Origin of the sequence: Niallia sp. FSL W8-1348 (genome assembly GCF_038006745.1) — a bacterium.
In the GTDB taxonomy this organism is placed as follows: Bacteria; Bacillota; Bacilli; order Bacillales; family Cytobacillaceae; genus Niallia; species Niallia alba.
Genome location: NZ_JBBOVV010000002.1, coordinates 144,600 through 171,252, shown reverse-complemented (window position 1 = coordinate 171,252; position 26,653 = coordinate 144,600). Strand labels below are relative to the sequence as shown.

25 protein-coding genes and 1 riboswitch are annotated in these 26,653 nt (G+C 34.6%); of the genes, 7 read left to right on the top strand and 18 right to left on the bottom strand.

The features are described 5' to 3' along the window. Positions 1 to 35: 35 nt before the first annotated feature. The 4 genes from recQ to NST60_RS19275 all read right to left on the bottom strand — a co-directional run bounded on the left by recQ (position 36) and on the right by NST60_RS19275 (position 3,187). The gene (gene recQ / locus NST60_RS19290) at positions 36 to 2,192 is read right to left on the bottom strand and encodes a DNA helicase RecQ (protein WP_016203791.1); all 2,157 of its coding nucleotides are present in this window, start codon (positions 2,190 to 2,192) and stop codon (positions 36 to 38) included. Between the two features lie 270 nt (positions 2,193 to 2,462). Continuing rightward, entirely contained in the window at positions 2,463 to 2,624 is a 162-nt protein-coding gene (locus tag NST60_RS19285; RefSeq protein ID WP_169188579.1) for a YjcZ family sporulation protein, read from the bottom strand. Positions 2,625 to 2,652: 28 nt separating this feature from the next. Further along, positions 2,653 to 2,760 carry a YjcZ family sporulation protein gene (locus NST60_RS19280; RefSeq protein ID WP_084668742.1) on the bottom strand — a complete coding sequence of 36 codons (108 nt, stop codon included), beginning with the start codon at positions 2,758 to 2,760 and terminating at the stop codon, positions 2,653 to 2,655. A 136-nt stretch (positions 2,761 to 2,896) separates the two neighbouring features. Beyond that, the gene (locus NST60_RS19275; protein ID WP_169188578.1) at positions 2,897 to 3,187 is read right to left on the bottom strand and encodes a hypothetical protein; all 291 of its coding nucleotides are present in this window, start codon (positions 3,185 to 3,187) and stop codon (positions 2,897 to 2,899) included. Positions 3,188 to 3,553: 366 nt separating this feature from the next. Here NST60_RS19275 and NST60_RS19270 point away from each other — a divergent pair, with 366 nt between their 5' ends. Continuing rightward, positions 3,554 to 4,282: a ZIP family metal transporter gene (locus tag NST60_RS19270; RefSeq protein ID WP_016203789.1), complete on the top strand. Its 729-nt coding sequence runs from the start codon at positions 3,554 to 3,556 to the stop codon at positions 4,280 to 4,282. A gap of 57 nt (positions 4,283 to 4,339) precedes the next feature. Here the strand turns inward: NST60_RS19270 and NST60_RS19265 are convergent, their stop codons facing one another. Continuing rightward, complete coding sequence (locus NST60_RS19265; protein ID WP_169188577.1) at positions 4,340 to 5,167, bottom strand: formate/nitrite transporter family protein; 828 nt, start codon at positions 5,165 to 5,167, stop codon at positions 4,340 to 4,342. A 118-nt stretch (positions 5,168 to 5,285) separates the two neighbouring features. After that, positions 5,286 to 5,417, bottom strand: coding sequence for a hypothetical protein (locus NST60_RS19260; protein WP_263479860.1), 132 nt, complete (start codon positions 5,415 to 5,417; stop codon positions 5,286 to 5,288). A gap of 395 nt (positions 5,418 to 5,812) precedes the next feature. Here NST60_RS19260 and NST60_RS19255 point away from each other — a divergent pair, with 395 nt between their 5' ends. Continuing rightward, positions 5,813 to 7,432, top strand: coding sequence for an ABC-F family ATP-binding cassette domain-containing protein (locus NST60_RS19255; protein ID WP_016203787.1), 1,620 nt, complete (start codon positions 5,813 to 5,815; stop codon positions 7,430 to 7,432). Between the two features lie 30 nt (positions 7,433 to 7,462). On the opposite strand, the gene NST60_RS19250 is transcribed toward NST60_RS19255, so the two are convergent. After that, positions 7,463 to 8,614 carry a D-alanyl-D-alanine carboxypeptidase family protein gene (locus tag NST60_RS19250; protein WP_101731178.1) on the bottom strand — a complete coding sequence of 384 codons (1,152 nt, stop codon included), beginning with the start codon at positions 8,612 to 8,614 and terminating at the stop codon, positions 7,463 to 7,465. Between the two features lie 158 nt (positions 8,615 to 8,772). Beyond that, positions 8,773 to 9,726 (bottom strand): lysylphosphatidylglycerol synthase domain-containing protein, encoded by a 954-nt coding sequence (locus NST60_RS19245; RefSeq protein ID WP_016203785.1) that lies wholly within the window; start codon positions 9,724 to 9,726, stop codon positions 8,773 to 8,775. Between the two features lie 466 nt (positions 9,727 to 10,192). Here NST60_RS19245 and pflB point away from each other — a divergent pair, with 466 nt between their 5' ends. Together pflB and pflA are read left to right on the top strand one after the other, a co-directional pair. Next, a complete protein-coding gene (gene pflB, locus NST60_RS19240) occupies positions 10,193 to 12,436 on the top strand; it encodes a formate C-acetyltransferase (protein ID WP_016203784.1) in 2,244 nt (747 codons plus the stop codon). Between the two features lie 99 nt (positions 12,437 to 12,535). Next, on the top strand, positions 12,536 to 13,267 hold the full coding sequence (gene pflA / locus NST60_RS19235; RefSeq protein ID WP_169188576.1) for a pyruvate formate-lyase-activating protein: 732 nt from the start codon (positions 12,536 to 12,538) through the stop codon (positions 13,265 to 13,267). Positions 13,268 to 13,337: 70 nt separating this feature from the next. Here pflA and NST60_RS19230 read toward each other — a convergent pair whose 3' ends face one another. The 5 genes from NST60_RS19230 to NST60_RS19210 form a co-directional block, all read right to left on the bottom strand. Continuing rightward, complete coding sequence (locus tag NST60_RS19230; RefSeq protein WP_169188575.1) at positions 13,338 to 13,481, bottom strand: hypothetical protein; 144 nt, start codon at positions 13,479 to 13,481, stop codon at positions 13,338 to 13,340. A 282-nt stretch (positions 13,482 to 13,763) separates the two neighbouring features. After that, positions 13,764 to 14,879, bottom strand: coding sequence for an IS4 family transposase (locus NST60_RS19225; RefSeq protein ID WP_169187985.1), 1,116 nt, complete (start codon positions 14,877 to 14,879; stop codon positions 13,764 to 13,766). Positions 14,880 to 15,078: 199 nt separating this feature from the next. Further along, the gene (gene nadE, locus NST60_RS19220; RefSeq protein ID WP_169188574.1) at positions 15,079 to 15,903 is read right to left on the bottom strand and encodes an ammonia-dependent NAD(+) synthetase; all 825 of its coding nucleotides are present in this window, start codon (positions 15,901 to 15,903) and stop codon (positions 15,079 to 15,081) included. 12 nt (positions 15,904 to 15,915) lie between these two features. Beyond that, positions 15,916 to 17,376, bottom strand: a complete 1,461-nt coding sequence (locus NST60_RS19215) for a nicotinate phosphoribosyltransferase (protein WP_101731182.1) — start codon at positions 17,374 to 17,376, stop codon at positions 15,916 to 15,918. A gap of 28 nt (positions 17,377 to 17,404) precedes the next feature. Further along, the gene (locus tag NST60_RS19210; protein ID WP_016203779.1) at positions 17,405 to 17,944 is read right to left on the bottom strand and encodes a cysteine hydrolase family protein; all 540 of its coding nucleotides are present in this window, start codon (positions 17,942 to 17,944) and stop codon (positions 17,405 to 17,407) included. Between the two features lie 514 nt (positions 17,945 to 18,458). Here NST60_RS19210 and NST60_RS19205 point away from each other — a divergent pair. From NST60_RS19205 to NST60_RS19195, 3 genes are all read left to right on the top strand, one after another. Beyond that, positions 18,459 to 18,755, top strand: coding sequence for a hypothetical protein (locus NST60_RS19205; protein ID WP_016203778.1), 297 nt, complete (start codon positions 18,459 to 18,461; stop codon positions 18,753 to 18,755). A gap of 30 nt (positions 18,756 to 18,785) precedes the next feature. Continuing rightward, positions 18,786 to 19,574, top strand: a complete 789-nt coding sequence (gene yidC, locus NST60_RS19200) for a membrane protein insertase YidC (RefSeq protein ID WP_169188573.1) — start codon at positions 18,786 to 18,788, stop codon at positions 19,572 to 19,574. A 76-nt stretch (positions 19,575 to 19,650) separates the two neighbouring features. Further along, positions 19,651 to 19,710, top strand: a riboswitch (Fluoride riboswitch). A gap of 130 nt (positions 19,711 to 19,840) precedes the next feature. Then, positions 19,841 to 21,118, top strand: a complete 1,278-nt coding sequence (locus tag NST60_RS19195; RefSeq protein ID WP_169189674.1) for a voltage-gated chloride channel family protein — start codon at positions 19,841 to 19,843, stop codon at positions 21,116 to 21,118. A gap of 159 nt (positions 21,119 to 21,277) precedes the next feature. On the opposite strand, the gene NST60_RS19190 is transcribed toward NST60_RS19195, so the two are convergent. The 5 genes from NST60_RS19190 to NST60_RS19170 form a co-directional block, all read right to left on the bottom strand. After that, complete coding sequence (locus NST60_RS19190; RefSeq protein WP_169188572.1) at positions 21,278 to 21,481, bottom strand: DUF6501 family protein; 204 nt, start codon at positions 21,479 to 21,481, stop codon at positions 21,278 to 21,280. 72 nt (positions 21,482 to 21,553) lie between these two features. Then, the gene (locus NST60_RS19185) at positions 21,554 to 21,754 is read right to left on the bottom strand and encodes a hypothetical protein (protein ID WP_016203774.1); all 201 of its coding nucleotides are present in this window, start codon (positions 21,752 to 21,754) and stop codon (positions 21,554 to 21,556) included. A 181-nt stretch (positions 21,755 to 21,935) separates the two neighbouring features. Then, positions 21,936 to 22,340: a gamma-glutamylcyclotransferase family protein gene (locus tag NST60_RS19180; RefSeq protein WP_016203773.1), complete on the bottom strand. Its 405-nt coding sequence runs from the start codon at positions 22,338 to 22,340 to the stop codon at positions 21,936 to 21,938. A gap of 182 nt (positions 22,341 to 22,522) precedes the next feature. Continuing rightward, positions 22,523 to 23,770 carry a 2-oxoglutarate dehydrogenase complex dihydrolipoyllysine-residue succinyltransferase gene (odhB, locus tag NST60_RS19175; protein WP_169188571.1) on the bottom strand — a complete coding sequence of 416 codons (1,248 nt, stop codon included), beginning with the start codon at positions 23,768 to 23,770 and terminating at the stop codon, positions 22,523 to 22,525. A gap of 19 nt (positions 23,771 to 23,789) precedes the next feature. Continuing rightward, positions 23,790 to 26,612: a 2-oxoglutarate dehydrogenase E1 component gene (locus tag NST60_RS19170; RefSeq protein ID WP_169188570.1), complete on the bottom strand. Its 2,823-nt coding sequence runs from the start codon at positions 26,610 to 26,612 to the stop codon at positions 23,790 to 23,792. Positions 26,613 to 26,653: the final 41 nt, after the last annotated feature.

Here is a 26,653-nt window from a genome sequence, read left to right as displayed (position 1 = left end):
GGATTTGATGATAAATCCTCCCCAATGACTTTTTATTAATTCAATATCTGTTGCCCACGCTTTTCTAACATAATAGCAACTTTTATCATAAAATAACTAATTTCTTCTGGAAGTTCTTCTTTAAGTGGTTTTAATTTATCCATACCAACTTTTTCAATAGCTTTTACAACTTTCACTTGATCTTCAGGCTTAATAAATTTTGTCCAATCAACTTCTAATTGTTCTTCCCCACAACGAAGTAGATGATTTTCTATCGTTTGTAGATTTAATTCTCTTTGTTTCGCTATTTCTTTCATCGCTAACCCTTTTTTCCATAAATCTAGGGTTACTAAATGAGAATTTTCTACACTTTTCTTCGAGCGTTTTTCCTTAATTGTTCTTGATTCCTTATTCTCACTATCTTCTAATTCAGATAAATTATGCTGGTCATTTTTAAACTTAACAATATGCTCGATCATCGTATCTCCATATTTTTGTAGCTTATGATCACCGATTCCTTTAATTTCTCTAAACTCTTCATGCGTAACAGGCATGGTAATGGAGATAATACGTAAAGTTTGATCTGAAAAAACCACAAAAGGTGGAACGTTTTCTGCCTCCGCCAATTGTTTACGAATCTTTCTCAAATACTCAAATAAAGTATTATTTTCAGAAACTTTTACCGTCACTACCTGCTCTTTTCGTTCAACGGTTGTTTTACCTAAAAGAACATCCTTTCCTTTATTTGAAACTTTTAATATCGGCATCGCACCTGTACTTACATCAATATATTGCTCAGAAATTAAAAACTCAATAAAATCACTTATTTCCTTGGCTGATTTCTCCTTCATAAGCCCATAGGTTTTAATACGATCTAATTGAAAATCTATCAATTTCTTGTTTTTAGAGCCTGTTAATACTTGGGCAATCATAGTTTTTCCGAATCTTTCGCCCATTCTAATCATACATGACAATACTTTTTGGGCATCAACCGTAACATCAATTATCGTTCTTTCATCTGTACAGTTTGAACATTGCCCACACTTTTCTGCATGCTCATCACCAAAATAATGCAAAATATATTCTTGAAGGCAATCTTCTGTATGACAAAAATTAATCATCGATTGCAATTTATCAATATCTTGCTTCTGTTTATCTGGATCATTTATTGTCTGGTCAATTAAAAATCGTTGGATGCGAATATCTTGGGCAGAATATAGTAAAATGCACTTGCTCGGTAAGCCGTCACGCCCTGCTCTTCCCGCTTCTTGGTAATAGCCCTCCATGTTTTTTGGAAGCTGGTAATGAATTACATATCGAATATTACTTTTATCAATACCCATTCCAAAAGCATTTGTGGCGATCATAATCGATACATCATCTTTAATAAACGCTTGCTGTTCCGCCTCTCTTTGTCCATCACTCATTCCGCCATGATATTTCGAAACGGAGTAGCCCTTTTTTAATAACCGATCATGTAGTTTCTCAACCTCTTGTCTTGTAGCTGCATAAATAATTCCTGACTCTTCTTTATTTTTCTTTAAAAATGATTCAAGAAACTTCCCTTTATCTTGTCCCTTTATTATCGAAAAAGATAAATTATCGCGGGCAAAACCAGTTTTAATTGTATTTTCCCAAGGAATATTTAATAATTGACATATATCTTCATGAACTTTAGGTGTTGCAGTTGCTGTTAATGCAGCAACAATTGGTTTATCAGATAATCTATTAATCATAAAGCCGATTTTTGCATAGCTTGGACGAAAATCATGTCCCCATTGCGAAATACAGTGAGCCTCATCTACTGCGATAAAAGAAATCGTAACTTCTTTTAAAATCTCAATAAAATAATCTGCCTCTAGTCGTTCTGGAGCTAAATAAAGTAATTTATAATGTCCATTTTTAATATCGTACACTCTTTCCTGCACTTCATTGCTATGTAACGTACTATTTATATACGTAGCTGGAATACCAACTTCTGTTAGTGTATCTACCTGGTCCTTCATTAAAGAAATTAAAGGAGAAATAACAATTGTTAATCCTGGAAACATCATCGCAGGAACCTGATAACAAATTGATTTTCCTCCGCCAGTTGGCATAATTCCTGCAACATTTTCACCATCCAACAAATGTTGAATAATCTCTTCTTGTCCTTTTCTAAAATTATCATATCCAAAGTACTCTTTTAAAATACTACGCGCTTTATCCATCATCATAATATTCTCCCCGCTTTTAACCGAACATTTCTTTATCTCATTGTATCACTAATTAAATTTAATTTGAATGAATCATAAAGCATATGATTGCTTGTCCACCAACAATAATAAATTTTTCTCCATTCATTTAATAAACAGCCTAACTATGCCTATTGATTTATTAATTGGTTTGGCATAGCCAGACTGCTCTTTTTATACAAAGTTCATTTCAGCTTTTATAGTCTAAATAAAGCAGTACGTTACTCTTTTTCTATTTACAATCATTAATTATAACCAAGCTGCTCCAACGATGATTAATAATATGAATAATACAACGATCAATACAAAGCTATTTCCGAAACCACCACAAGAAGCTACTGGAGCTGCAACTGGTGCAGCATACCCGCATCCACAATCATTATAACCATATCCACCATAACCGTAACTCATTTATAAAACACTCCTTTTTCTATCTTTCTTAATATGCAAAACCAACGTAACTAGAACCTACAATTATTAATAAAATGAATAGCACTACTAGTAGAGCGAAACCTCCACCAAAACCAGCTGCTGGGCCACCACTCATTTATTCCACCTCCCTCATACACATAAGCATCATATGAGTCTTGAGTTTGTCCTGTTTGGGCGCTTCAAAAAAAGTTAGATAAGTTTCTCAATATGTAGGAAGATTCCTTCCTGAAAGGAATCTTTCGTTTGATTGATCAAAAGAAAGGAATAAAAGCTAATGCAGCAATTAATCCTAATGAAACACCAAATGCTGCGGCCCCAAAGCCCCATCCCCATCCCCAACCCCAGCCAGGTCCGTAACCACGTCTAAATCCATATCCCAATCCTCCATAACCGCGGCGATTACCGCCAATCGGTCTAATATAGACTTTATTTGGAGTAACTCTTTCGATTATTCCTGTATGAACCTCACCACTATGAGTACGGATGCGCACACATCTTCCGACACCTCTTGAGCACTGATTATAAAAATTATTAGCAGACATTATATGACACCTCCAACCGTTAATCCTTAATATCCTATGTACAAGTCTAAAAAAAGAATGGACAACTTTCATGAAAAAAGCGCGGATATTTTTTACCTGTACATAGAAGTAAAATCGTTAGCACTATGTCGTATCTTGAAGATCTATTGAAATAGAGAATATAAAGCTTGAAAGACATATACATATTCCTATTTAGAAATGCAAATAATTTAAAGGGCATAATTAGATATTGAAAAATATAATTTATTGAGACAAAAGATGAAATAAAGTGAAACTTCCATCAGTGGGAGTTTTACTGTCCGTTAAGAGTGGGATAAAAATAATCCTATATATAAGGTAGAAATTTAAGTAAAAGGAGATTTTACTATGTTACAAGCGGCAATGTGGGGAGCAATTGCAAGCTTTTCATTGCTTGCAGGTTCTATAACTGGATTATTTCTGGCCATTCCCAAAAAAATTATTGCTTATTTAATGGCTTTAGGTACAGGTATTTTGATTGGTGCTTCTTCCTTTGAGCTTTTAATAGAATCTATACATAAAAGTGGAATTGTAAAAACTGCGGTTACTTTTTTAGCTGGAGCTGGTTTATTTACCTTAATTGAAATTTTTCTCTATCAAAAGGGTGGCTCCAATCGCAAGAGATCACATAAAAATCCAGCAGGGCATTCTGGGTTAGCGATTTATGCGGGGACATTGATGGATGCTATTCCTGAATCGATGATTATCGGCTTAAGTTTATTAAATACTCACAAAGTGGATTTCCTCTTCCTAATAGCCATTTTCATCAGTAATTTTCCTGAATCTTTATCTTCTACAGTTGGTTTAAAACAGGACAACTATTCAATTAGGAAAATTTTATTCTTATGGAGTAGTGTTATGCTTATTTCTGCTATTAGCAGTTCGGTTGGATATTTATTTTTAGAAAATGCATCACCTGTTATGCTTTCAGGCATACAGTCATTTGGTGCTGGTGGTTTAATTGCGATGGTTTGCTCGACTATGCTTCCTGAAGCATTTGAGCAAGGAGGACCTACTGTGGGATTTGTTGCGTGTGTAGGATTAATTTTTTCTTTAAGTATGAGCCATCCGGGATAGAGACTGTCGCAGAGCATATATTCCGACAGTTCTCCTAGTCCCTTTAAATATTAATTATTATTTTGCTATCGATCTTGACGAAGCAACTCGTAAAGCAGAATCTTTGTCTTCCTTTTTCTTCTTCGGAAAAATATAGAGATTTAACGCGCCTACAAAGAATGCTCCTCCAACAATATTACCAATTGTTACAGGTATTAAATTGTGCAATGCGTTTGTAATTGTAATAGTTTCTGGATGAGGAACAATTAGTGCAATAGAGAAAAGTGCCATATTTGCCACGCTATGCTCATATCCTGAAATCATAAAAGAAAACACGATTAATATAGTTGCAATAATTTTCCCAACATCGCCTTTAATGTTCATAGGGATCCAAATAGCCAAACATACTAACCAGTTACAAAGTATCCCTCTTATAAACAATTCTACTGTTGTAGCACTCATTTTTGAATTCGCAACATCCATTAGCCATGTTGTTTTAGGAGCCAAACTAAATAAACCGGAATAATAGATCAATATAGCAAAAAATAACGCTCCAACCAAATTGCCAAGATAAGTAGTTACCCAATTATAAATAGTATCCTTCCAACTAGTGGCTCCAGACAAAGTACTCATTGCAAAAGCCATCGTATTACCGGTAAATAGTTCTCCACCACCATATGAAATAAGCACCAAGGCCAATCCAAAAAATAAACTAGTCATCATATACGTAGCCGGTGAATGAACATCAAAAAAGGGCTGTGCTAAACGATAACATAACATTAAAGCAAAACCAATGTATATGCCTGCTAATATTGCCTTCACAAAATAACGAAAAAAAGATTCATCAATCGTTTCTTTCTTTTTTATCGCATAATTAATTGCTTTATCGATTGGGTGTATATCCATTGCGATACCTTCCTTTCTGTATATAGCTATTATACAAAAGGAGAATCGCTTTATTTTGTGAAAAAATGAACATTTTATAACAATTAATTAAATATATGTACTATCGCTATTTTAAATTTTAATTTGTTGTTGTTAGTTTATTATTTTGTTGAATTGCTACCGAAAATTGAGACCTTGGCTTTGTAAAGCTAATTTTGATACCGGATTTTTTCATTTTATTAACCAACTCAACTAGCTGTTTTTTAGCCATATAAACTACTCCTTTACTTCTTAATAGTTTTAGTGTACTAGAAATTTATGAAGAAATTATGAACAAATCATAAATAATTTTAGACTATTTGCTATTGGTGAAAAGACCTACTAAATACTTAAACCCTTCTTCTTTATAAATTCTATCCATGGAAAGAAAACCCTTTATTTTTTGATATTTTTTTACCCTATCTTTCTATTATGATAAACATGTTTTCTTTTTTCTATCGGGCGTATTTCATATTTTTGTTCATTTATTTTGAAAACTACTTTCTTCTAATAATCTTAGAATAGATTTATTTAAACAGATATGTAGGAAGTTTAACGAAAATAATTCGCTCTTCCATTCTAATAATGGTATAATTTGAAGGATATTGTAGTTTGGAGGATTTTTATATGATAACAGTTACGAATGTAGGTCTTCGATATGGTGATCGTAAATTATTTGAAGACGTTAATATTAAATTTACACCTGGAAATTGCTATGGATTAATCGGAGCAAATGGTGCTGGAAAGTCTACTTTCCTAAAAATACTTTCTGGTGAGCTAGAGGCACAAACAGGAAATGTTTCTTTAGGACCTGGGGAAAGACTTGCTGTTTTAAAGCAGAATCACTTTGAATACGAAGAGCATGAAGTACTTAAAGTAGTAATCATGGGTCACACTAGATTATATGAAGTGATGCAAGAAAAAGATGCTATTTATATGAAAGAAAATTTCACGGATGAAGATGGCATGAAGGCAGCTGAGCTTGAAGGAGAATTCGCTGAATTAAATGGTTGGGAAGCAGAATCAGAAGCAGCTATTCTTTTAAAAGGCTTAGGTATTGGTGAAGATCTTCATTATAAAACAATGGCTGAATTAAATGGTTCTGATAAAGTAAAGGTTTTACTAGCTCAAGCTCTTTTCGGTGAACCAGATGTACTTCTACTAGATGAGCCTACTAACCATCTTGATATAAATGCGATTAAGTGGTTAGAAGAATTTTTAATCAACTTTGAAAATACTGTCATTGTTGTTTCCCATGACAGACATTTCTTAAATAAAGTTTGTACCCATATTGCGGATTTAGATTTTAGCAGAATTCAAATCTATGTTGGTAACTATGACTTTTGGTATGAGTCCAGTCAATTAGCTGCTAGAATGGCAAATGATGCAAACAAAAAGAAGGAAGAAAAAATCAAAGAACTTCAAAACTTTATTGCTCGATTCAGTGCAAATGCTTCTAAATCGAAACAGGCAACATCTAGAAAGAAATTGCTTGATAAAATTTCATTAGATGACATTAAACCATCATCTCGAAAATATCCATACGTTGCCTTTACTCCGGAGCGAGAAATCGGAAATGATTTATTAAGAGTAGAAAACTTATCAAAAACAATTGATGGGGTAAAAGTTCTTGATAATGTAAGCTTTATTATGAATAAGGACGATAAAATTGCGCTTGTTGGTCCAAATGAATTAGCAAAAACTACCCTTTTCCGTATTTTAACTGGTGAATTAGAGCCAGATAGTGGTACGTATAAATGGGGCGTTACAACTTCTCAAAGTTATTTCCCTGCTGAGAACTCAGAGTATTTTAGCGAGGACGATGCTACACTGGTTGATTGGTTACGTCAATATTCTCCAAATGACCAAACAGAAAGCTTCTTAAGAGGATTTTTAGGTCGCATGCTGTTCTCAGGGGAAGAAGTATTGAAAAAGCCTAGCGTTCTATCTGGTGGAGAAAAAGTTCGTTGTATGTTATCGAAAATGATGTTAAGTGCAGCAAACGTTCTACTACTTGATGAACCAACAAATCACTTAGATTTAGAATCTATTACGGCTTTAAATAATGGATTAATCAACTTTAAAGGTTCTTTAATTTTCACTTCTCATGACCATCAGTTTGTGTCAACAATTGCTAATCGCATTATAGAGATTACTCCGCAAGGACTGGTTGATAAACAAATGAATTACGATGAATATTTAGAAGATGAAGCACTACAAAAAAACATTGCAAACATGTATAAATAAGTAATAAAAAAACCGGGTTCGCCCGGTTTTTTAACGTTTAATCACTCTTCTTTTCATAAAAAATATACACCCTAATGCAATAGGAAGAATAAATATAATTCCTGGAAATGAAGATTTTTTTTCGTCCTTTACTACATCTTCAGTAATTTCCTCTTTAAAAGTCTCCTCTGCTGGCATTACTTTAGCTAATTGTATAGATTGAAGAATATCGCCATTGTCATTTTCTATCATTAATAAGCCAGACGACGTTACTTCTTCCTCTCCTTTTGTATGTGGAACAGTGATTTTCTCTTCTTGCATCGTTTCATATGTTGTCCCTTTAACAAAAAACGATTTTCCTGCTGGAATCACTTTATGTGTATATTGATTAAATCCATATTCCAATAACTCTTTTGTATCATTATATACGTCACGCTTATAATTCCCTTTTAAAACAATAGCGATTAAACTTAACTCCTCATTTGCTGCAGTTGTTGCCAATGTTTGTTTGGATTCATTAACAAAACCTGTTTTCCCACCAGTTACTTTGTCATATGGCCTAGAACCATTAACCATTTGATGATGGCTGACTAATGTTGTATCCCAAGATAAACCATCCCATTTTAGTTCATCAGTTCCAAATATTTCTCGAAATATTTCATTTTGCATGGCATATTTGGTGATTAATGCTAAATCATTAGCAGTTGTATAATGATCCTTATGAAAAAGGCCATTTGGATTTTTGAAATGTGTAGAATGAACGTTTACTTTCTCTTTTAAAAACTGATTAATATTTTGTTCAAACTCATCTATGGACCCATCAAGGTATTCTGCAATGGCTATTGCAGCATCATTTCCTGAATTAATTAACATGCCATCAATTAAATGCCTTAACGTTACTTGTTCACCTTGTTCTAAGTAAACCCTTGTCCCTTCTGTTGAGTATGCATTCTCACTAACTGTAATAATATCGTCCAAATTCCCTTTTTCAATAGCATAAATGGCCGTTGCTATCTTTGTTAAACTTGCTGGATACATTTTTTTATATCCATTCTTTTCAAATAAAACTGCTCCAGTATCACTATCCAACAAGAAAACTGCTTCACTTATTAAGTCTAGTTCCCTACTTTCCGTCGCCTTACTTATTGCAGGAAAACTAAATAATAGTAAAACGAAACATATTGCAATTGTCGTTTCCCTCATTTTCCCCCACCTATTTATTTTCTATATTTAAATACCATGACTATTGTACCAAATAAATGAGAATAATAAATGACAATTAGAATATTGTCACAAAAATGAAATCCTTTTGTTTTTGTGATGAAAACTACTCAAATATGTGCAATCTATGAAAAAATAGGTTACTCACTGGATAGTCCTCTTAAAAAAGCAGCTGCATTTTTCTTTATATTCTTTCCAACTTCAAGCAAGAAAAGAAAGACTGCGATTAAAAACGGCAAAAGATAGTAGCCAACACGGTATAAGAATAATACGATCAGCATCTGTTCTGATTCCACCCCTAAAGATTCGATCCCCCACAAAAACACTAGTTCAAAGGATCCCATCCCTCCTGGAATCATACTGATAATACCCGTACATGCAGCAACTAAAAATAGCAAGAAAAAATCTCCAGCTGAAACCGGTAATTCAATGATTTGGGCGATAAAATATAAATAGGCAAATAGAAAAATCCATTCTAATAAAGACACAGCTATTAGGCCAATCATTTGGTTTCGGTCAAAGGCAAAGCTATGTAACTTTGCTTTCTTATAACTAACTAATAAGATAGGAAAGATTAACCCTACAACGATAATAGCTGCAAATATCCATAGATGCTCTCCTATTAAATTCAATCTTCTGCTATAAAGAATAGCAATCCATGCTAATAAACTAATTCCTGATAGATAGAATAAGGTAACTACGGCAATCCCTTTAAATAATTTTTTTCGATCTGTTTCATATTGTTTATAAAAATAGTTGCGTAAAGCAATTCCTATTAGTCCACCAAACCCGATTAAATTAGAAAAAGAGTTACTAATAAAAGAATATTTCCCGACCTCTACAAAAGGAATATCTTTCTTTAAATGCTTTACAAGAAAAAAATCGTAAAAAAACATGGGAAGAGTCGCCATAAATCCGCCTAATACAATGTAAAACAAACTATGATAAGGAATTGTCTGTAAGTATCCATATATAAGGTGCATATCCGTTGACATAATCATATTTTTAATTTCGCGTAAAATGATGATAAATATGACAATCGGTAGTAGTATCTTCGCCATATTAATCCAGATTTCTTTTTTTCTGATTAACATATTTACCACCTCTTACATTTCGATTGTTTCTACTCTAGTAATTGAGACCTAGAATTAATCATACCTTATCTACAATAGAAAAGAAAAGGAACTTTTTTCTACGTTCTTATCAAATAGATTTCCTTTCCTATCCAATAGTATGGACAAAATGATTGTCACTATTCTATTAAAAGGAAAACTTCTCCTCTCCTTCTAAAAATAAAAACGTCCTATTGTATAACAGTTAGTGAAAAACGAAAGAAATCTATATAACAGTTATTTAAAGGTTTTTCCCTTTCTTCTTTTAATTATTTTGAGAAAACACGCTTTAAGCAGTTGGTACTACTGGAGTTCACATTTACGACACAGAATATTCGCAAGATGTACACATTTATTGTGATTGTTCTCACACATTATCTGTTATAGTTAAAACAGAAAGAAAAAAGCTTTCTGTTATATATTTTTATTAAATCATGAGGTGATTATAATGGAAAAAGTTGAAACAACTAATTATTGGGAAGGCTTTAAAAATGGATCATGGCAGAAAGAAGTAAATGTTCGTGACTTCATCTTAAAAAATTTCAATCCATATTATGGTGACTCTGCTTTCTTATCAGGTCCTACATTAGAAACTACACAATTATGGGAACAAGTAATGGAATTAAGTAAATTAGAACGAGAAAGAGGCGGCGTTTACGATTTAGATACAGATATCGTATCAACGATAACTTCTCACGGTCCTGGTTACTTAGATAAAGCGAAAGAAAAGATTGTCGGTGTACAAACAGATGAACCTTTCAAACGCTCTTTCCAACCAAATGGCGGAATTAGAATGGCTGTCCAAGCTTGTGAATCTTATGGCTATAAAGCGGATGAAGAGCTAGAAAAATTCTTTAGTGAACACCGCAAAACTCATAATGCTGGAGTATTTGATGCTTATACAGATGAAATGAGATTAGCTAGAAAAGCTGCTATCATTACAGGTCTTCCAGATGCATACGGCCGCGGTAGAATTATTGGAGACTATCGTCGCGTCGCGCTATACGGTGTTGACTTCCTAATCAACGAAAAACAAAAAGATAAAAGAGCGACAAGTTCTGTTATGACAGAAGAAACAATTCGATTAAGAGAAGAAGTTTCTGAGCAAATTCGTGCCTTAAACGAATTAAAAGAATTGGGTGCAGCTTACGGTTTTGATTTATCAAGACCAGCAGCTAATGCTCAAGAAGCTTTCCAATGGGTATATCTTGGCTACCTTGCAGCAATTAAAGAACAAAACGGTGCAGCAATGAGCTTAGGACGTGTATCTACTTTCTTAGATATTTATGTAGAAAGAGATATAGAAAACGGTATATTAACTGAAAAAGAAGCACAAGAAATTGTTGATCACTTTATTATGAAGCTTCGCCTAGTTAAATTTGCTCGTACACCTGATTATAATGAATTATTCAGTGGCGATCCTACATGGGTAACAGAATCTATTGGCGGTATGGCTAATGATGGAAGACCTTTAGTTACAAAAAACTCTTTCCGCTTCCTTCATACATTAGATAACTTAGGACCTGCTCCAGAGCCAAACTTAACTGTTCTTTGGTCCACTCAATTACCGGAGAACTTTAAAAAATTCTGTTCACAAATGTCTATTCAAACTAGTGCTATCCAATATGAAAACGATGATGTCATGAAACCTCAATGGGGCGATGATTACGGCATAGCTTGTTGTGTATCAGCAATGGAAATTGGTAAGCAAATGCAGTTCTTTGGAGCACGTGCTAACCTAGCTAAATGTTTATTATATGCAATTAACGGTGGTAAAGATGAAAAGTTAAAAGTCCAAGTTGGACCTAAATTCGCTCCAATCACTTCTGAATATCTAGATTACCAAGAAGTATCGGAGAAATTTGATAACATGATGGAATGGTTAGCTGGACTTTATATTAACACATTAAACGTTATCCACTATATGCACGACAAGTATAGCTACGAAAGAATTGAAATGGCTCTTCATGACACAGAAATTCTTCGTACTATGGCTACTGGTATCGCTGGATTAAGTGTTGTGGCTGATTCCTTAAGTGCGATTAAGCATGCAAAAGTAAAAGTTATTAGAGACGAAAATGGTCTAGCTGTTGATTTTGAAACAGAAGGTGATTTCCCTAAATATGGAAACAACGATGATGCTGTTGATAGCATTGCAATCGGACTTGTCGAAAGCTTTATGAAAAAATTACGCAAGCATCAAACATATCGCAATTCTATGCATACTATGTCTATTTTAACCATTACTTCCAACGTTGTTTATGGTAAAAAGACTGGTAATACACCGGATGGTCGTCGTGCTGGTGAACCATTTGCTCCAGGTGCTAACCCAATGCATGGTCGTGATACAAAAGGAACTTTAGCATCCCTATCTTCTGTTGCTAAATTACCTTACGATTATTCTCTAGATGGTATTTCTAACACATTCTCTATCGTGCCGAAAGCACTTGGTAAAGAAGATGATGTACGTGTAAACAATTTAGTATCTATTTTAGATGGTTATGCAGCAAAAGCTGGTCACCACTTAAATGTTAACGTATTTAACAGAGAAACATTATTAGATGCTATGGAACATCCAGAATTGTATCCACAATTAACGATTCGTGTATCTGGATATGCAGTTAACTTTATTAAATTAACTCGTGAGCAACAACAAGACGTCATTAGTCGTACTTTCCACGAATCTATGTAACAAAAAGGACGGTTGAGGGATTTTCGCATGATCCCTCAACCCTACTTCTTACAGTGCTACTTTAATGGCTCGCGGGTTTATTATAAGGAGGAAATAATCATGAACGGTAATATACATTCAATTGAAACATTTGGAACGGTGGATGGTCCTGGTATTCGCTATGTAGTGTTTACACAAGGCTGCTTGCTTCGCTGCCAATTTTGTCATAATGCAGACACTTGGGAAATTGGTACTGGAAAGCAAATGTCTGTAGAGGACATTATCAATGATTTAAAAACATACCTTCCTTTTATCGAACCTTCTGGTGGAGGTATTACTGTAAGTGGTGGGGAACCATTATTACAAATTCCATTTTTAATCGAACTATTTAAAGCGTGTAAAAAACTCGGCATTCATACAACCATTGACTCATCTGGTGGCTGTTATTCAAAAGCCCCTTCTTTTCAAGCGCAATTAGATGAATTAATGAAATATACGGATTTAGTTTTACTCGATTTAAAACATATCGACCGTAAAAAACATATTAAACTAACAGGAATGGGTAATGATCATATTTTAGATTTTGCTACCTATTTATCCAGCAAAAAAATCCCGATCTGGGTACGCCATGTATTAGTCCCAACCATTAATGATAACGAAGAAGATTTAACTAGACTAAGTGATTTTATCGCTACTCTAGAAAATGTAGAAAAAATTGATATTCTTCCCTATCATAAATTAGGTGTTTATAAATGGGAAACGCTCGGTCTAGAATATCCACTTAAAGGAATAGAACCACCTACGCAAGAATCTGTTGATTTTGCGACTACTATTTTAAACAGAAATAATTAAAAGCATTTTCCCAAAAAAAGAGACTTGAATTTCATATTAGAAGTTCAAGTCTCTTTTTCAAGTATGCTATTTAAGCACTTCTGTCTGCAAATGGAGGATATGGTGGGTATGGTGGGTGTGGATGACGTTTTTTTCCTATCGCTAGTTCGTATTCAAAAGATACAGGAATATTTAAAAATACAAAATCGACATCTAAACCAAGAATTTTAAACATTTATTTCCCTCCTTTGATTTTTTTCGTACAAAACATTTAAATTAATTGCATTTACATATTTTGTACTTTCCTTATAGGGTATGCCAAAAAGTAGTACATGCTTGTGCAGAGTAATTATTTTGATATTGAAAGTCACTAGTGTTGCATAAATAGTGTCATAATTTTCAGTTTACTCACCTTCCCTGTTTAGAGGCAAAAAAGTAAATACCCAATCAAAGGTGGCCCCATCCATTTGGAAATTTATTTACAATTAGACTTTTGCAACGACGACAATTTGCATATTTAAGGGATGGCTTTTCCTTCAATCTTTCGAAGCCAAACATTCGCTGGTTTCCACAATGCAGCCCTTAGATAACGGCTAATCTGTAAGGTTTTTCGCTTGCTTCTGGTCTCGATTTGCACGAGAACATGTAGGCAAAAAACAATTAGTGCGATAAATACTTGATTTTGAATCGCCCATTCGCTTTGACCGTAGAACTTTTTGATGCTGAGATGTTGTTTGATCCATTTAAAAAACAGCTCAATTGCCCACCGTGATTTATACATTTCTGAAATTTCTTCGGCGCTTAAATCAAAACGATTTGTAATTAAATGAAGTTCATTTCCTTTTGAGTCCATCACTTTTAGAAGCCGAAAGTAATTTTCAGCACGGTTTTGAGTCGTACCTATCAACACCATTTGGTCTGATAAAACAGCTGTATCCTTGGGTAGCTTAAAATCGTAAACGTTCCGTATGACTGCATTTTTGCGTAGCCGTGAAAGAAAGAAGTAGCCATCATCAGTCATGCGATCAAAGCGCTCGTAGTCTAGATAACCACGGTCAAACACATACATGCATTCCTTGTCATCCACCATGATTTCAAGCTGACCACGGTCATGTTCTTTTGCCGTTGTCATAACGGCCTTTTCAGGATAGGATATACCCTTTTCCATAAACACAAGGCGCAAATGTAACTTTACACCTGCTTTTGTTTTGCGGAATTTAGCCCATTTATGATTGGTCAAATTAAGTGGCAATGTGCTTGAATCAATGATTTTTAACGGCATCACGAGTTTCGTGTAATGCGTTTTGGCATGAATTTGTGACACTAAATCAAGGAAAAGCCTTTGAAATAGATCAGGGTTTATGCCGTTTAACCGCCGTGACAACTGAGAAATACTAATAGAATCAAGGTCTATCCCTTTTTGAAGCTGGTCATCGAAAAGACAATCACCCAGCGCATGCAGACTTTCAATTTCTTGTAGCTGCGCAAAAAGTAGTAATTTTAGAAATGACTCTGTCGTTAATTTTTTCGTATAGTAATCTAATTTCATCGTTTTCACGTTTTCTTCAAATAATTGAAGATTTATAGGTGAAAACCATTGTCCAAATGAAGTTTTTCGTGTAATCTTGTCCATGTGATGGTCCTTTTTTAGTGGATTTGGACGGGTTACCACCTGACTAATCCATTATAAAGGACTTTTTCTTTGCGCAAAATAATAATATTGAACATTTTGAGTATTTTTAATAGTGAATTTAAATTAATGCAACACTAGTGATTGAAAGTATATAAAATAAGAGGAATTGAGATTAATTACTCAATTCCTCTTATTTTTACTATTCTTTCCACCACTCATCAAACATAGATGCTGGAACTTGTCTCTTATGCTCTGTCATTAAATAGCGTGCTTCAATTTTCTCCGCCACATCTTGTGTAACTTCTTTTCCTTCTAAATAATCATCTAATTGATCATACGTTATACCTAGTTCCGTTTCATCTGCTTGTCCTGGTTTATTATCTAATAAGTCAGCTGTCGGAACTTTTAGGTAAATAGCTTCTTCCGCTTTTAGTTCTTTTAATAATTGCTTTCCTTGCCTTTTCGATAAACCTGTTAACGGTAGTACGTCTGCACCACCATCCCCGTACTTCGTAAAGAAACCCGTAACAGCTTCTGCAGCATGATCAGTGCCAACTACAAGTAAATTTTCTTGTCCACCTATTGAATATTGCGCAATCATCCGCATTCTAGCTTTTACATTCCCTTTATGATAGTCCGCTAATGGAGTTTCACTCATTCCATCATATACTTCTTTTACTCCATCTACAGGAGTTTTAATATTAAAAACATACTCTTTATCCGCTTTAATAAATTCTAGTGCTCGTTTCGCATCAGCTTCATCTGTCTGAACACCATAGGGTAGTCTAACTGCAACAAATGTTGCATCATGCCCTTCCTCTCGAAGTTGTTCAACTGCAAGCTGTGCCAATCTTCCAGCCAAAGATGAATCTTGTCCTCCGCTAATTCCTAATACGAAACCTTTTGAGTTTGCTTTTTTTGCATAATCTTTTAAAAATTGGACTCTTTTTTCAATTTCTGCTTTTGGATTAATATCAGCTTGAACATTTAAATCCTTCATAATTTTTTGTTGTAAATTACGCATGATTTTTCCTCCTTATTTGCGGTTTTGAATAGATATCTTGACCTTTTCTATGTGGTTCATTTTATTTTCCCAACATAACGGACTTAAATCCACCGGATACTCTTCTGGATTTAAGGAACGCTTATATTCATCCCAAAGGATTTCTAAGCTTTGCTCAGAATATTTTTGGATAGAAAAGATATCTGGCGTCTCGTATACTAACTTACCATCCTTAATTACATCTTGGTGTATATCTACTGCTGTAAAATTTGTAACAAATTTGCTGATGTACGTATGGGTCGGATGGAACATCTTTAAGCGCTCATCTGTTTCCGGATGTTCAGATTCCATACAGATATAGTCTCCTTCTGATTTCCCATTGACATCATTTATAATTCGATATACCCTTTTTAATCCAGGTGTAGTCACTTTTTCTGGATTGCCGCTGATTTTAATCGTATCTTGCATATTACCGGCTTCATCTTCTATAGAAACGAGTTTATAAACGCCACCAAGCGCAGGTTGATCGTATGCTGTGATTAATTTTGTTCCAATTCCCCAAATATCAATTTTTGCTCCTTGTGCTTTTAAGTTAATAATCGTATATTCATCCAGATCATTACTTGCTACAATCTTTGTATCGTAGAAACCTGCTTCGTCCAACATTTTCCTAGCTTCTTTCGATAAATAAGCTAAATCGCCACTATCCAAGCGGATTCCCCGAAAATTTATACTATCTCCTAATTCCTTTGCTACACGAATGGCATTAGGAACCCCAGAACGTAATGTATCATAGGTGTCAACTAAAAATACACAATCTTTATGTCTTCTCGCATATTTATGAAAAGCAATATACTCATCATGATAAGCCTGTATCATCGAATGTGCATGGGTTCCTGAAATCGGAATGCCGAATAACTTTCCTGCTCTTACATTTGATGTTGAACTAAAGCCACCGATGAAAGCTGCTCGTGTTCCCCAAAGGGCAGCATCCAGCTCATGGGCACGTCTACTGCCAAACTCCATTACAACCCCATCGCCAATTACATTTTTAATTCTTGAAGCTTTCGTTGCAATCAATGTTTGGTAATTCACAATATTCAAAATGGCTGTTTCCACAATTTGTGCCTGTGCCAGAGGCGCTTCAATTCTCATTAGTGGTTCATTTGCAAAAACCACTTCTCCTTCAGCTGCTGAACGGAGACTTCCGGTAAATCGCAAATCTTTTAAATAGGCAAGAAAATCCTCTTTAAATCCCTCTTGCCTTAAATACTCGATATCGCCTTCTGAAAATTGGAGATTCTCTAGATACTGAATCACTCGCTCTAAACCAGCAAAAACAGCATAGCCATTATTAAAAGGCAATTTTCTAAAATATACTTCAAAGACTGCATTTTTTTCAGCAATACCGTCCTCCCAGTATGTTTCAGCCATATTTATTTGATATAAGTCAGTATGTAACATTAAACTGTCATCTTTATAATTAAAACTCATTAATAGTCCTCCTGCAAACCCTAAACGACTAAAGGATAGTAGCTCCTAGTACATTTTTAAAGTGATCCAATGCCCATTGATGGCCAATTTCATTAAATGAAGCAACGGCATTTTCATATATATGGATGTTATAGCCAAGATTATAAGCATCAATTGCGGTATGGAGCACACATATATCTGAACAAACGCCAACTAGATAAATATCTTTAATCGATCTTTCTTGCAATTTTATATGTAAGTCTGTGCCTGCAAAAGCACTATATCTAGTTTTATCCATCCAATAAACATTGGTTAAATCCTTATGGTCCTTATATATTTTTTGAAGCGTTCCATATAAATCTCTTCCCTTTGTTCCAGCGATATTGTGAGGTGGGAAAAGCTTAGACTCTGGATGATATGGATCATCTAACGTATGCAAATCGATTGCAAAAACGGTATAATCTCCATTGTTGATAAAATTCTGAGTGATTTTCACTAATTCTTTTTCTATTACAATGGCAGGTTCTCCGCATGGTAGATTACCTTCAACAAAGTCAAAGGTGTAATCTATATTAATTAGAGCTTTCATTAAATCCCCCCTTAAATTTCAGAACTCATTAAAAGACAGTACTCGTAAAGATTGTTGCTATTACCAGCAGACGGAATACACTTCGCTTTCCGTGGGGCTCGCGCTGAGATTCCTCAGTTTCGCCTCCGGGGTCTCACCTGTCTCGCAAGCATCTACGTGTATTACGGCTGCTCCATTTTTCCGACTAATTCTTTTCTCCTATTGAAAAAACAACAATCTTTAGAAAGCAGCCTATTAAAAACATCATTTTTAGAATACACCTTGATTTATATTTAAACTATCCTTTATTATACCATTCATTTTATTTTTTCCTATTAGAAATAGTTAATTCTTCTGATTTTATTCAAATACTCCTTCTTATAAAAGTTGCAAAAAAGTTTTTATATAAAGCCTTCACAAATTGTCATAAAAAATTCTAAATCTCTTTAAAATTCTACTATAGCCCCAGTTGAAAATTGCTTTTCATCATTGAATTAGATATAATTTTATTGTTCACTAATAACGAGGTGTATAAATGATTGATTTATTATTAGACTTTACGTTTTTTCCTAGTTATCAAACGGTTTACTATACATTTTTAGTAGGTCTAGTACTGAAATATTTATGGGATTGGAACATAAAAATAACTGTTCAACAAGAGTTTTTTGCTTCAGAACAGCAACTATCTTTAGATGTTTCGATTACGACAATAAATATGAATGTTCAAAAATATAATACTCCTATTTTGCACTGGATTGTTAAAAATATCCGTAAAAGAATAGAGAGCTCACATGATGATCCTGAGAAACCAAATTCCTCCTTTGTTATCTAATATTTAACTAACAAATTTGGAGGAATTACGTTGAAAAAATTATCTAAAAATACTTTATTAATTATGCTATTAGGTTTATCTACTGTTTTATTAAGTGCCTGTTCTTCATCCACAGCAGGAAATAATGATGGGTTTTTCCATAAAATATTTGTTGAGCCTTTCATTGCAATTATTCATGGAACAGCAGATGTCTTTGTAGGCAGCTACGGTCTTGCGATTATATTGATTACATTAGTTATTCGTTTGGTCCTAATGCCTTTAATGCTTAAACAATATAAAAACCAACAGCTGATGAAAGTAAAAATGGATTCAATTAAACCTGAAATGGAAGCAATTCAGAAAAAAATCAAAACCACAAAAGATCAAAAAGAACAGCAAAAACTGCAAATGGAAATGATGGATTTATATAAAAAAAATAATATTAATCCTTTGAATATCGGTTGCTTGCCTATGCTAATACAAATGCCAATTTTAATGGGCTTCTATTATGCTATTCGTGGTTCTCAAGAAATAGCAACCCATTCATTCTTATGGTTTAATTTAGGTCAATCTGACCTTATTTTAACAGCGTTAGCTGGTATTGTTTATTACCTGCAGTTTAGAGTATCACAAAGCACGATGACCCAAGAGCAACAAAAACAAATGCGTATCATGGGATTGATTTCGCCTATTATGATCGTAATGGTGTCTTTAAATGCCCCAGCAGCATTACCGCTTTATTGGACGGTTGGTGGTATATTCCTTATTTTCCAATCTCTATTAGGAAGAAAGTTATATCCCCCTCAAACTAATACTGCTAAAGTAGTTACAGAGAAATAATAGTTCACTTTAAAAGCTTTAGGGCATTATTCTTATTTACCTAAATACTGGCATATTGTATAATTAATTGTACATTAATTTAAAAGGTGATGGAGTTCACCTTAAACGCGTTAGAGCTGATGACTCCTACTAGAGATGTAACCTGAAATGGTTCTTTCCCTAGTAGGAGTTTATTTTTTTTTATTAAATGTACCATACTAACGTAAAAAGGAGAGAGAGAATTGAATAAGTTAAAACAAAGTATTGTAACTATTTCTTCTCAAAAAATGCAAATTGGTCTACTATTTTATATCGTAAAATGGATCATTTTAGGTGGAAGCGTAGGACTTTTAGCTGGTTCAGCTTCTGCATTTTTTTTAGCAAGTTTAGACTGGGCAACAAAAACGCAGCAATTTAATTCATGGTTGTTATTTTTATTACCAGTTGGAGGAGCCCTCGTCAGTTTTCTATATTGGAAGTTCGGTCAAAATTCCTCGAAAGGAAATAACTTGATTATTGAACAAGCACATGGTGCAAAGGAAAGTGTATCCTTTCGGATGGCACCTTTAGTCCTTTTTGGTACATTAATAACTCATTTATTCGGTGGATCAGCCGGACGTGAAGGGACTGCCGTACAAATGGGTGGTGCTTTTTCTGAGTTAGTAGGAAAAATATTTAAATTAGATGAAATGGACCGGAAAATTATCATGATTTGTGGAATTAGTAGCGGGTTTGGCTCTGTATTTGGCACCCCACTTGCAGGTACAGTATTTGGGCTAGAAGTATTGGCAATTGGTCTTATTAGACATGAAGCAATCTTCCCCAGTTTTGTAGCAGCTTTTGTAGGAGATATCGTAACTAGTGCCTGGGGTATACATCATCACCATTATAATATCGGTAGTATTCCAGAATTATCATGGCTGTTGATTCTAAAAATTGTGATAGCTTCCGTCCTTTTTGGTTTAACAAGTACATTATTCAGTGAATTAACTCACTGGCTAAAGAAGACTTATACAAAAATATTTCCAAATCCAGTAATTAAAAGTTTTTTTGGTGGAGTTGTTGTGGTGATTCTTGTTTTTATCGTGGGAACAAGAAAGTACTTAGGGCTTGGTATTCCTTTAATTGATCAAGCATTTGAAGGAACAGTATCTTTCTTCACTTTTTTAATAAAATTAATTTTCACAGCTTTAACACTAGGGGCGGGTTTTCAAGGTGGAGAAGTTACTCCATTATTTGTTGTAGGTTCAACATTAGGAAGTGTTTTAGGAGATATTTTATATGTCTCAGCTCCATTTTTGGCTGCACTAGGATTTATTGGGGTATTTTGTGGCGCAACAAATACACCAATCGCATGCTTTATTATGGGAATTGAATTATTTGGTTTAGAAGCAAGTATTTACTTCTTTATCGTTTGTATTATTAGTTACCTATTTTCTGGGCACACAGGAATCTATACTTCTCAACAAATTGAGATTTCAAAAAACAGATGGATTGAAATACCGAAACAATCAACATTAGCCTCCATAAAAAACCAGAAGAGTAAAAAAACTAAAAAGACCTAGTATATACGAAGGATTAGAATTTACTTTTCTGTCGATATTTCCCAATAGGATAAAAGGAAACTTCCATCAGTGGGGATTTTCCTTCCTCCCCCACTGATGGTTAGTTGAACCACTCGGACGTTTGCACAACGCTTTTGTCATTAAAGACATCTTAAACTTTTATATGCTTTGAAAGTAATCTTTGTAAAAACCGCCGACTTTTCCAGTGTTGTCCACAACAAAGTAAAATTCCTCTGTTTCGTTTTTTACTTCGTATTCTTTTCCTACTGTTAATACTCTATTAACAATGTATTTACTTGCATCGGTATGTATACATTTTACTTTTTTGATGGATGATTTACTTTCCCAATTTTGATGTATCATTTGTTTAGCTCCCTTCATTCTAGTACTATCCTAGTATAAAGGGAAAACGATACATAGCGCAACAAGTTCTCATTATGAAACCAAATTCTGTTTTTCCTTTGTCATCCATTTCATCTTATTTCTTTCAAAAGTAAACCATTTGCCTGTATCTGCTTGGTAAAAAGTCATATAACACAAGCCATTAATCCAATCTAAGCGTTTGAAATCCATAGCATAATAGGATGTATGATTATACTTGATAGCATATAAATTATTATGTTCTTGAATAAACATATTATGACCTTCTTTCCATGATGTCGATATTATTCTATACCACAAAAAAACGGTCCATTAAACCAAAAAACTATATTGGTAACATTTATTATAAAGAAAACTTCTTACAATGGAGTTTTTCTCATCCCCCATCTAGCTTCTTCGATTTTCCGCAAGCTTATAGTGGGGTTCTTACTGCTCGTTAAGAATGGGATATAGGTTTATTTCGAAAAGCTCTCCAACTATCCTCCATAATTTCGTTTACAAGCATTTCTTCTTGATTACAGACATAAACAAATGCCTCCCAAGTTTTATCCTCTTTATGTACGGTAACTACCTTTCGCTCATATAAATTATCTGTTCCAATAGGATTGTAATCTTCAAATTCATCTAAAATAGGTACATCTATTACTGGGACTTCATAAAGCTCACCTAACACTTTTTTATGGTCATCGATTATCAGAAAAGGATATTCTAACCTTGCATCAAATAATCTGCCATATATCCACACATTTTCAGCAAGACAAGGATAGTTCTTCATCATATAATGATTTACTTCATCCTTCAGCAAGGATCCATATACAAAAACAAGTACTGTTTTTTTCATTCCTTACTTTCCTCCTATTTAAATAATGCATTTTTATTAAGAGACGGTCCAAAAACATTATTCTATTATAAAGAAAACTAACCATCAGTGTAGAGCCAACTACCGGTTAAGAGTGGGAAAGAAAATAATACAGAGTGTTTCTAATTTCAGAAACACTCTGTATCTATATGTTAAACAATTTATTAAGCTTCAAACAATAATGATTCTGGATCTTCTAATAGGTCCTTAATTCTTGCTAAGAATGTAACTGCTTCTTTTCCATCAATAATACGATGGTCATAGGACAGAGCAAGATACATCATTGGTCTATTTTCCATTCTTTCGGCGTCTATCGCAACTGGTCGTAACTGAATCTTATGCATTCCTAGAATACCAACCTGTGGTCCATTAAGGATCGGCGTGGATAACAAGGATCCGAACACACCACCATTAGTAATGGTAAATGTACCACCTTGTAACTCACTTAAGGAAAGTTTATTGTTTCTTGCTTTACTAGCAAATTCTAAAATTTCCCCTTCAATTTCTGCAAAGTTCTTTCGATCTGCATCTCTTAAGACTGGCACCACAAGTCCTTCATCTGTTGATACTGCAATACCAATGTCATAGTATTTTTTTAAGACAATTTGATCACCTTGTATCTCTGCATTTAATAATGGTGCTTTCTTTAGAGCTGCAACGACAGCTTTCGTAAAGAAAGACATAAATCCAAGCTTCACATCATTTTCTTTTTGGAATGCATCTTTTCTGCGATTTCTAAGGGCCATAACATTTGTCATATCTACTTCGTTAAAAGTAGTAAGCATTGCTGTATTTTGCTTTACCTCTAATAGTCGATTAGCAATCGTTTGTCTTCTTCTTGTCATTCTCACTCTCTCAACACGACTATCTGTTTCAACAGAAGGAGCTGATTTTTCAGTTTTTGGTGCTTGAGCAGGCTGTGTCGGTGCAGCTGCAGCTGACTTTTGATCGAATGCTGCAACATCCTGTGCTCTTATTCTTCCTAATGGATCATTTGTCTGGATAGCTGTTAAATCAATCCCACGTTCCCGAGCCAATTTGCGAGCAGCTGGGGAAGCAATCGGAATTTGTTTATTAATTGTTGTATCTGCTTCTGTTTGCAGTTCGGTTTTCGGAGCCTCTGCCTTTACCTCTGCTTCAGGTGTTTTTTCGACAGCCTTAGGTTCTTTAGCAACTCCCTGTGCGTTGACAATCGCAATTGTTTCACCAACTTGGACTGTATCCCCTTCATTTGCTTTTAATTCTTGAATAATCCCACTTTCTTCTGAAATAATTTCTACATTTACTTTATCTGTTTCAAGTTCAACGATATAATCGCCTTTTTCCACATACTCCCCTGTTTTCTTTAACCATTGTGCTACGGTTCCTTCGGTGATAGATTCAGCTAATTCTGGTACTTTTATCTCTGCCATTTTAAACTTCCCCCTCAATTCATTCCATTGTCAATGCTTCATTTACGATTCTTGCTTGATCTTTTCGATGAACTATTGGATCCCCTTCAGCAGGACTAGACCTTCTTCTTCTGCCAACATACTGCAAGGAAATAGAACTTGAAATAAGTTTTCTAATTCTAGGTTCAATAAAACTCCACGCACCCATATTTTTTGGTTCTTCTTGAACCCAAACTATTTCTTTTAAATTTGGATAGCGTTTAACAATTTCCATAAGCCTTTCTTCTGGGAACGGATAAATTTCTTCTACTCTTGCAAGATGGATTGCCTCAGTATTTTCAAGCTTATGGTATGCTTGATATAAATCAATCGATATTTTACCTGTTGAAAGAACTAAACGTGTCACTTTCTCTTGTTTTTGCTCCGCTTTATCAACTTCCAAAATAGAATGGAAAGCACCTTCGCTGAATTCTAAACCGTTGGATGCAACATCGGCATTACGCAGCAAGCTCTTTGGTGTCATAATCACTAATGGTCGTACTTCTTCTTTATTAAGAATCGCTGCCTGTCTTCTTAAAATATGAAAGTATTGAGCAGATGATGATAAATTTGCGACAGTCCAGTTATTTTCAGCTGCTAAAATTAAGAATCGCTCTAATCTTGCACTTGAATGCTCTGGCCCCTGACCTTCGTAACCATGTGGAAGGAGCATAACTAGCCCAGATTTTTGGCCCCATTTTGCTCGCCCAGCTGCAATAAATTGGTCAAACATGACTTGTGCAGCGTTAGCAAAATCGCCAAATTGTGCTTCCCATAACACAAGCGTTTCTGGTGCATGCACATTGTAACCGTACTCAAATCCTAATACTGAACCTTCTGACAATGGACTGTTATGAACAGCGAATGATGCTTTTGCTGTAGATAACGTGTGCAATGGAGAATACTGATTTCCTGTCACATAGTCATGTAGGATAATATTGCGATGGGCAAACGTCCCACGCTCTGAATCCTGACCTGAAAGGCGAATTGGGGTACCATCCACTAAGATAGTAGCATAAGCTAGTGTCTCGGCTAATGACCAGTCAATTTTCCCCTCTCCCTCTAAAGCGTCATTTCTTCTCTTTAAAACTTTTCCTAATTTATCAAAAATTTGAAATTGAGGTGGATAGGAAAGCAACTCTTCATTAATTTGTTTCAATTGTTCAATTGGTACTGCTGTATTTATTTTTGGCAATTGTCTTTCCACAGAATTAGGTGGATTTGTTATAATTGGATCTTCATTTTTCTTTGGTACTCTATCATGTGCTTCTTTCAGCTTCTGAGTAACTTCTTCTTTTATTGCCTTTACTTCGTCTTCTTTCACTACATTTTCCGTTACTAGTTTATCCCCATATAACTTTGTAATAGTTGGGTGATTGTGGATCAACTTGTACATTAATGGATTGGTCGTCATCGGCTCATCCATTTCGTTATGTCCATACCTTCTATATCCAATTAAATCGATTAAAAAGTCCTTTTTAAAAGTTGCTCTGTATTCACATGCTAGTTTTGCAGCTTTAATACAAGCTTCCGGATCATCTGCATTGACATGAATAATTGGAATTTCAAATCCTTTTGCTAAATCACTTGCATATCTAGTAGATCTAGAATCACTAGATTCCGTTGTAAATCCAATTGTGTTATTAGCAATAATATGAATGGTTCCACCAGTTCGATACCCTTTTAAGCCAGTTAAGTTTAATGTCTCGGATACGATACCTTGCCCTGGAAAAGCAGCATCCCCATGTATCAAAATTGCAAGAGACTTATTTGAATCCTCTTCTGGAAATCCAGGTTTCGTTCGATCATCTTGAGAAGCACGAGTAAAGCCTTCTACTACTGCACCAACGAATTCAAGATGACTTGGGTTATTTGCAAGCGTTAAGCGTACATTTGATACATTATTGGATTTAAGTTGTCTATCGAGACCTAAATGATACTTCACGTCTCCTGTCCATCCAAAGCTAATACCAATTGACCCTTCAGAAGGAACTAACTGCTTATTAGGAGCGTGCTGAAATTCAGCAAATATCATTTCATATGGCTTTTCTAAAACATGTGCTAAAACATTTAATCTCCCTCTATGTGCCATTCCAATATTAATATTTTGGGCACCTTTTAAGACCGTTTCCGAAATAATTTCATCTATCATCGGTACCATTGTATCGAGACCTTCAATCGAGAATCTCTTTTGCCCTACATACGTTCTATGTAAAAAACTTTCAAATTCTTCTACTTCTATCACTCTTTTTAAGAGTTTTTTCTTTAATTCTTTATGGCAAGCTGGTTTTAAGCTTCCTGATTCGACTTTTGCTTGTAGCCAATTTTTTTCTTTAATATCATTTACATGATAATATTCAAATGCGATTGTCTTCGTATAAATCTCCTTTAAATACTGGATTGCTTCAAAGCCATTTGTTATATGCTTAGGAGCATCTGGACAAATTAACGGTGCTGGTATTTTTTCTAAATCTTCTTTTGTTAAGTTAAAACGAGACAGCTCGAATAACTCATATTCCCTGTTATGATCGTTTAAAGGATAGATATCAGCCGCTAAATGCCCATAAGCTCTTATCTTATTCACTAATGTAACTGCTGCAATAATTTTTTCAACTTGAACTTCGGATTGTATAGATAAATGATTCGTGCTAGTTTGTTCTTGATTATCAATAGGTGGTCCCCATTGATCAAAATGCTTTTTCATTTCTTCATCAACTGAATTTGGATCTTGAACATATTGCTCATAAAGCTCCATTACAAGCCCTAAGTTCGGCCCATAGAACCTTGGTTGGTATGAGACTGTACCGTCAGATGGCTTCTCCATGAAAATTTCCCTCCACCACATTTAATATCATTTTTATCTTC

Coding starts and splice junctions, on each gene's coding strand:
- NST60_RS19190 (WP_169188572.1), bottom strand. CDS start 21,481: ATGATACATCAAAATTGGGAAAGTAAATCATCCATCAAAAAAGTAAAA.
- NST60_RS19275 (WP_169188578.1), bottom strand. CDS start 3,187: ATGTCTGCTAATAATTTTTATAATCAGTGCTCAAGAGGTGTCGGAAGA.
- NST60_RS19255 (WP_016203787.1), top strand. CDS start 5,813: ATGATAACAGTTACGAATGTAGGTCTTCGATATGGTGATCGTAAATTA.
- NST60_RS19210 (WP_016203779.1), bottom strand. CDS start 17,944: ATGAAAGCTCTAATTAATATAGATTACACCTTTGACTTTGTTGAAGGT.
- NST60_RS19260 (WP_263479860.1), bottom strand. CDS start 5,417: ATGGCTAAAAAACAGCTAGTTGAGTTGGTTAATAAAATGAAAAAATCC.
- NST60_RS19245 (WP_016203785.1), bottom strand. CDS start 9,726: ATGTTAATCAGAAAAAAAGAAATCTGGATTAATATGGCGAAGATACTA.
- NST60_RS19195 (WP_169189674.1), top strand. CDS start 19,841: ATGCAAATTGGTCTACTATTTTATATCGTAAAATGGATCATTTTAGGT.
- NST60_RS19280 (WP_084668742.1), bottom strand. CDS start 2,760: ATGAGTGGTGGCCCAGCAGCTGGTTTTGGTGGAGGTTTCGCTCTACTA.
- NST60_RS19170 (WP_169188570.1), bottom strand. CDS start 26,612: ATGGAGAAGCCATCTGACGGTACAGTCTCATACCAACCAAGGTTCTAT.
- pflA (WP_169188576.1), top strand. CDS start 12,536: ATGAACGGTAATATACATTCAATTGAAACATTTGGAACGGTGGATGGT.
- nadE (WP_169188574.1), bottom strand. CDS start 15,903: ATGCGTAATTTACAACAAAAAATTATGAAGGATTTAAATGTTCAAGCT.
- NST60_RS19205 (WP_016203778.1), top strand. CDS start 18,459: ATGATTGATTTATTATTAGACTTTACGTTTTTTCCTAGTTATCAAACG.
- recQ (WP_016203791.1), bottom strand. CDS start 2,192: ATGATGGATAAAGCGCGTAGTATTTTAAAAGAGTACTTTGGATATGAT.
- NST60_RS19225 (WP_169187985.1), bottom strand. CDS start 14,879: ATGGACAAGATTACACGAAAAACTTCATTTGGACAATGGTTTTCACCT.
- NST60_RS19270 (WP_016203789.1), top strand. CDS start 3,554: ATGTTACAAGCGGCAATGTGGGGAGCAATTGCAAGCTTTTCATTGCTT.
- pflB (WP_016203784.1), top strand. CDS start 10,193: ATGGAAAAAGTTGAAACAACTAATTATTGGGAAGGCTTTAAAAATGGA.
- NST60_RS19185 (WP_016203774.1), bottom strand. CDS start 21,754: ATGTTTATTCAAGAACATAATAATTTATATGCTATCAAGTATAATCAT.
- NST60_RS19265 (WP_169188577.1), bottom strand. CDS start 5,167: ATGGATATACACCCAATCGATAAAGCAATTAATTATGCGATAAAAAAG.
- NST60_RS19180 (WP_016203773.1), bottom strand. CDS start 22,340: ATGAAAAAAACAGTACTTGTTTTTGTATATGGATCCTTGCTGAAGGAT.
- NST60_RS19250 (WP_101731178.1), bottom strand. CDS start 8,614: ATGAGGGAAACGACAATTGCAATATGTTTCGTTTTACTATTATTTAGT.
- NST60_RS19230 (WP_169188575.1), bottom strand. CDS start 13,481: ATGTTTAAAATTCTTGGTTTAGATGTCGATTTTGTATTTTTAAATATT.
- odhB (WP_169188571.1), bottom strand. CDS start 23,770: ATGGCAGAGATAAAAGTACCAGAATTAGCTGAATCTATCACCGAAGGA.
- NST60_RS19285 (WP_169188579.1), bottom strand. CDS start 2,624: ATGAGTTACGGTTATGGTGGATATGGTTATAATGATTGTGGATGCGGG.
- NST60_RS19215 (WP_101731182.1), bottom strand. CDS start 17,376: ATGAGTTTTAATTATAAAGATGACAGTTTAATGTTACATACTGACTTA.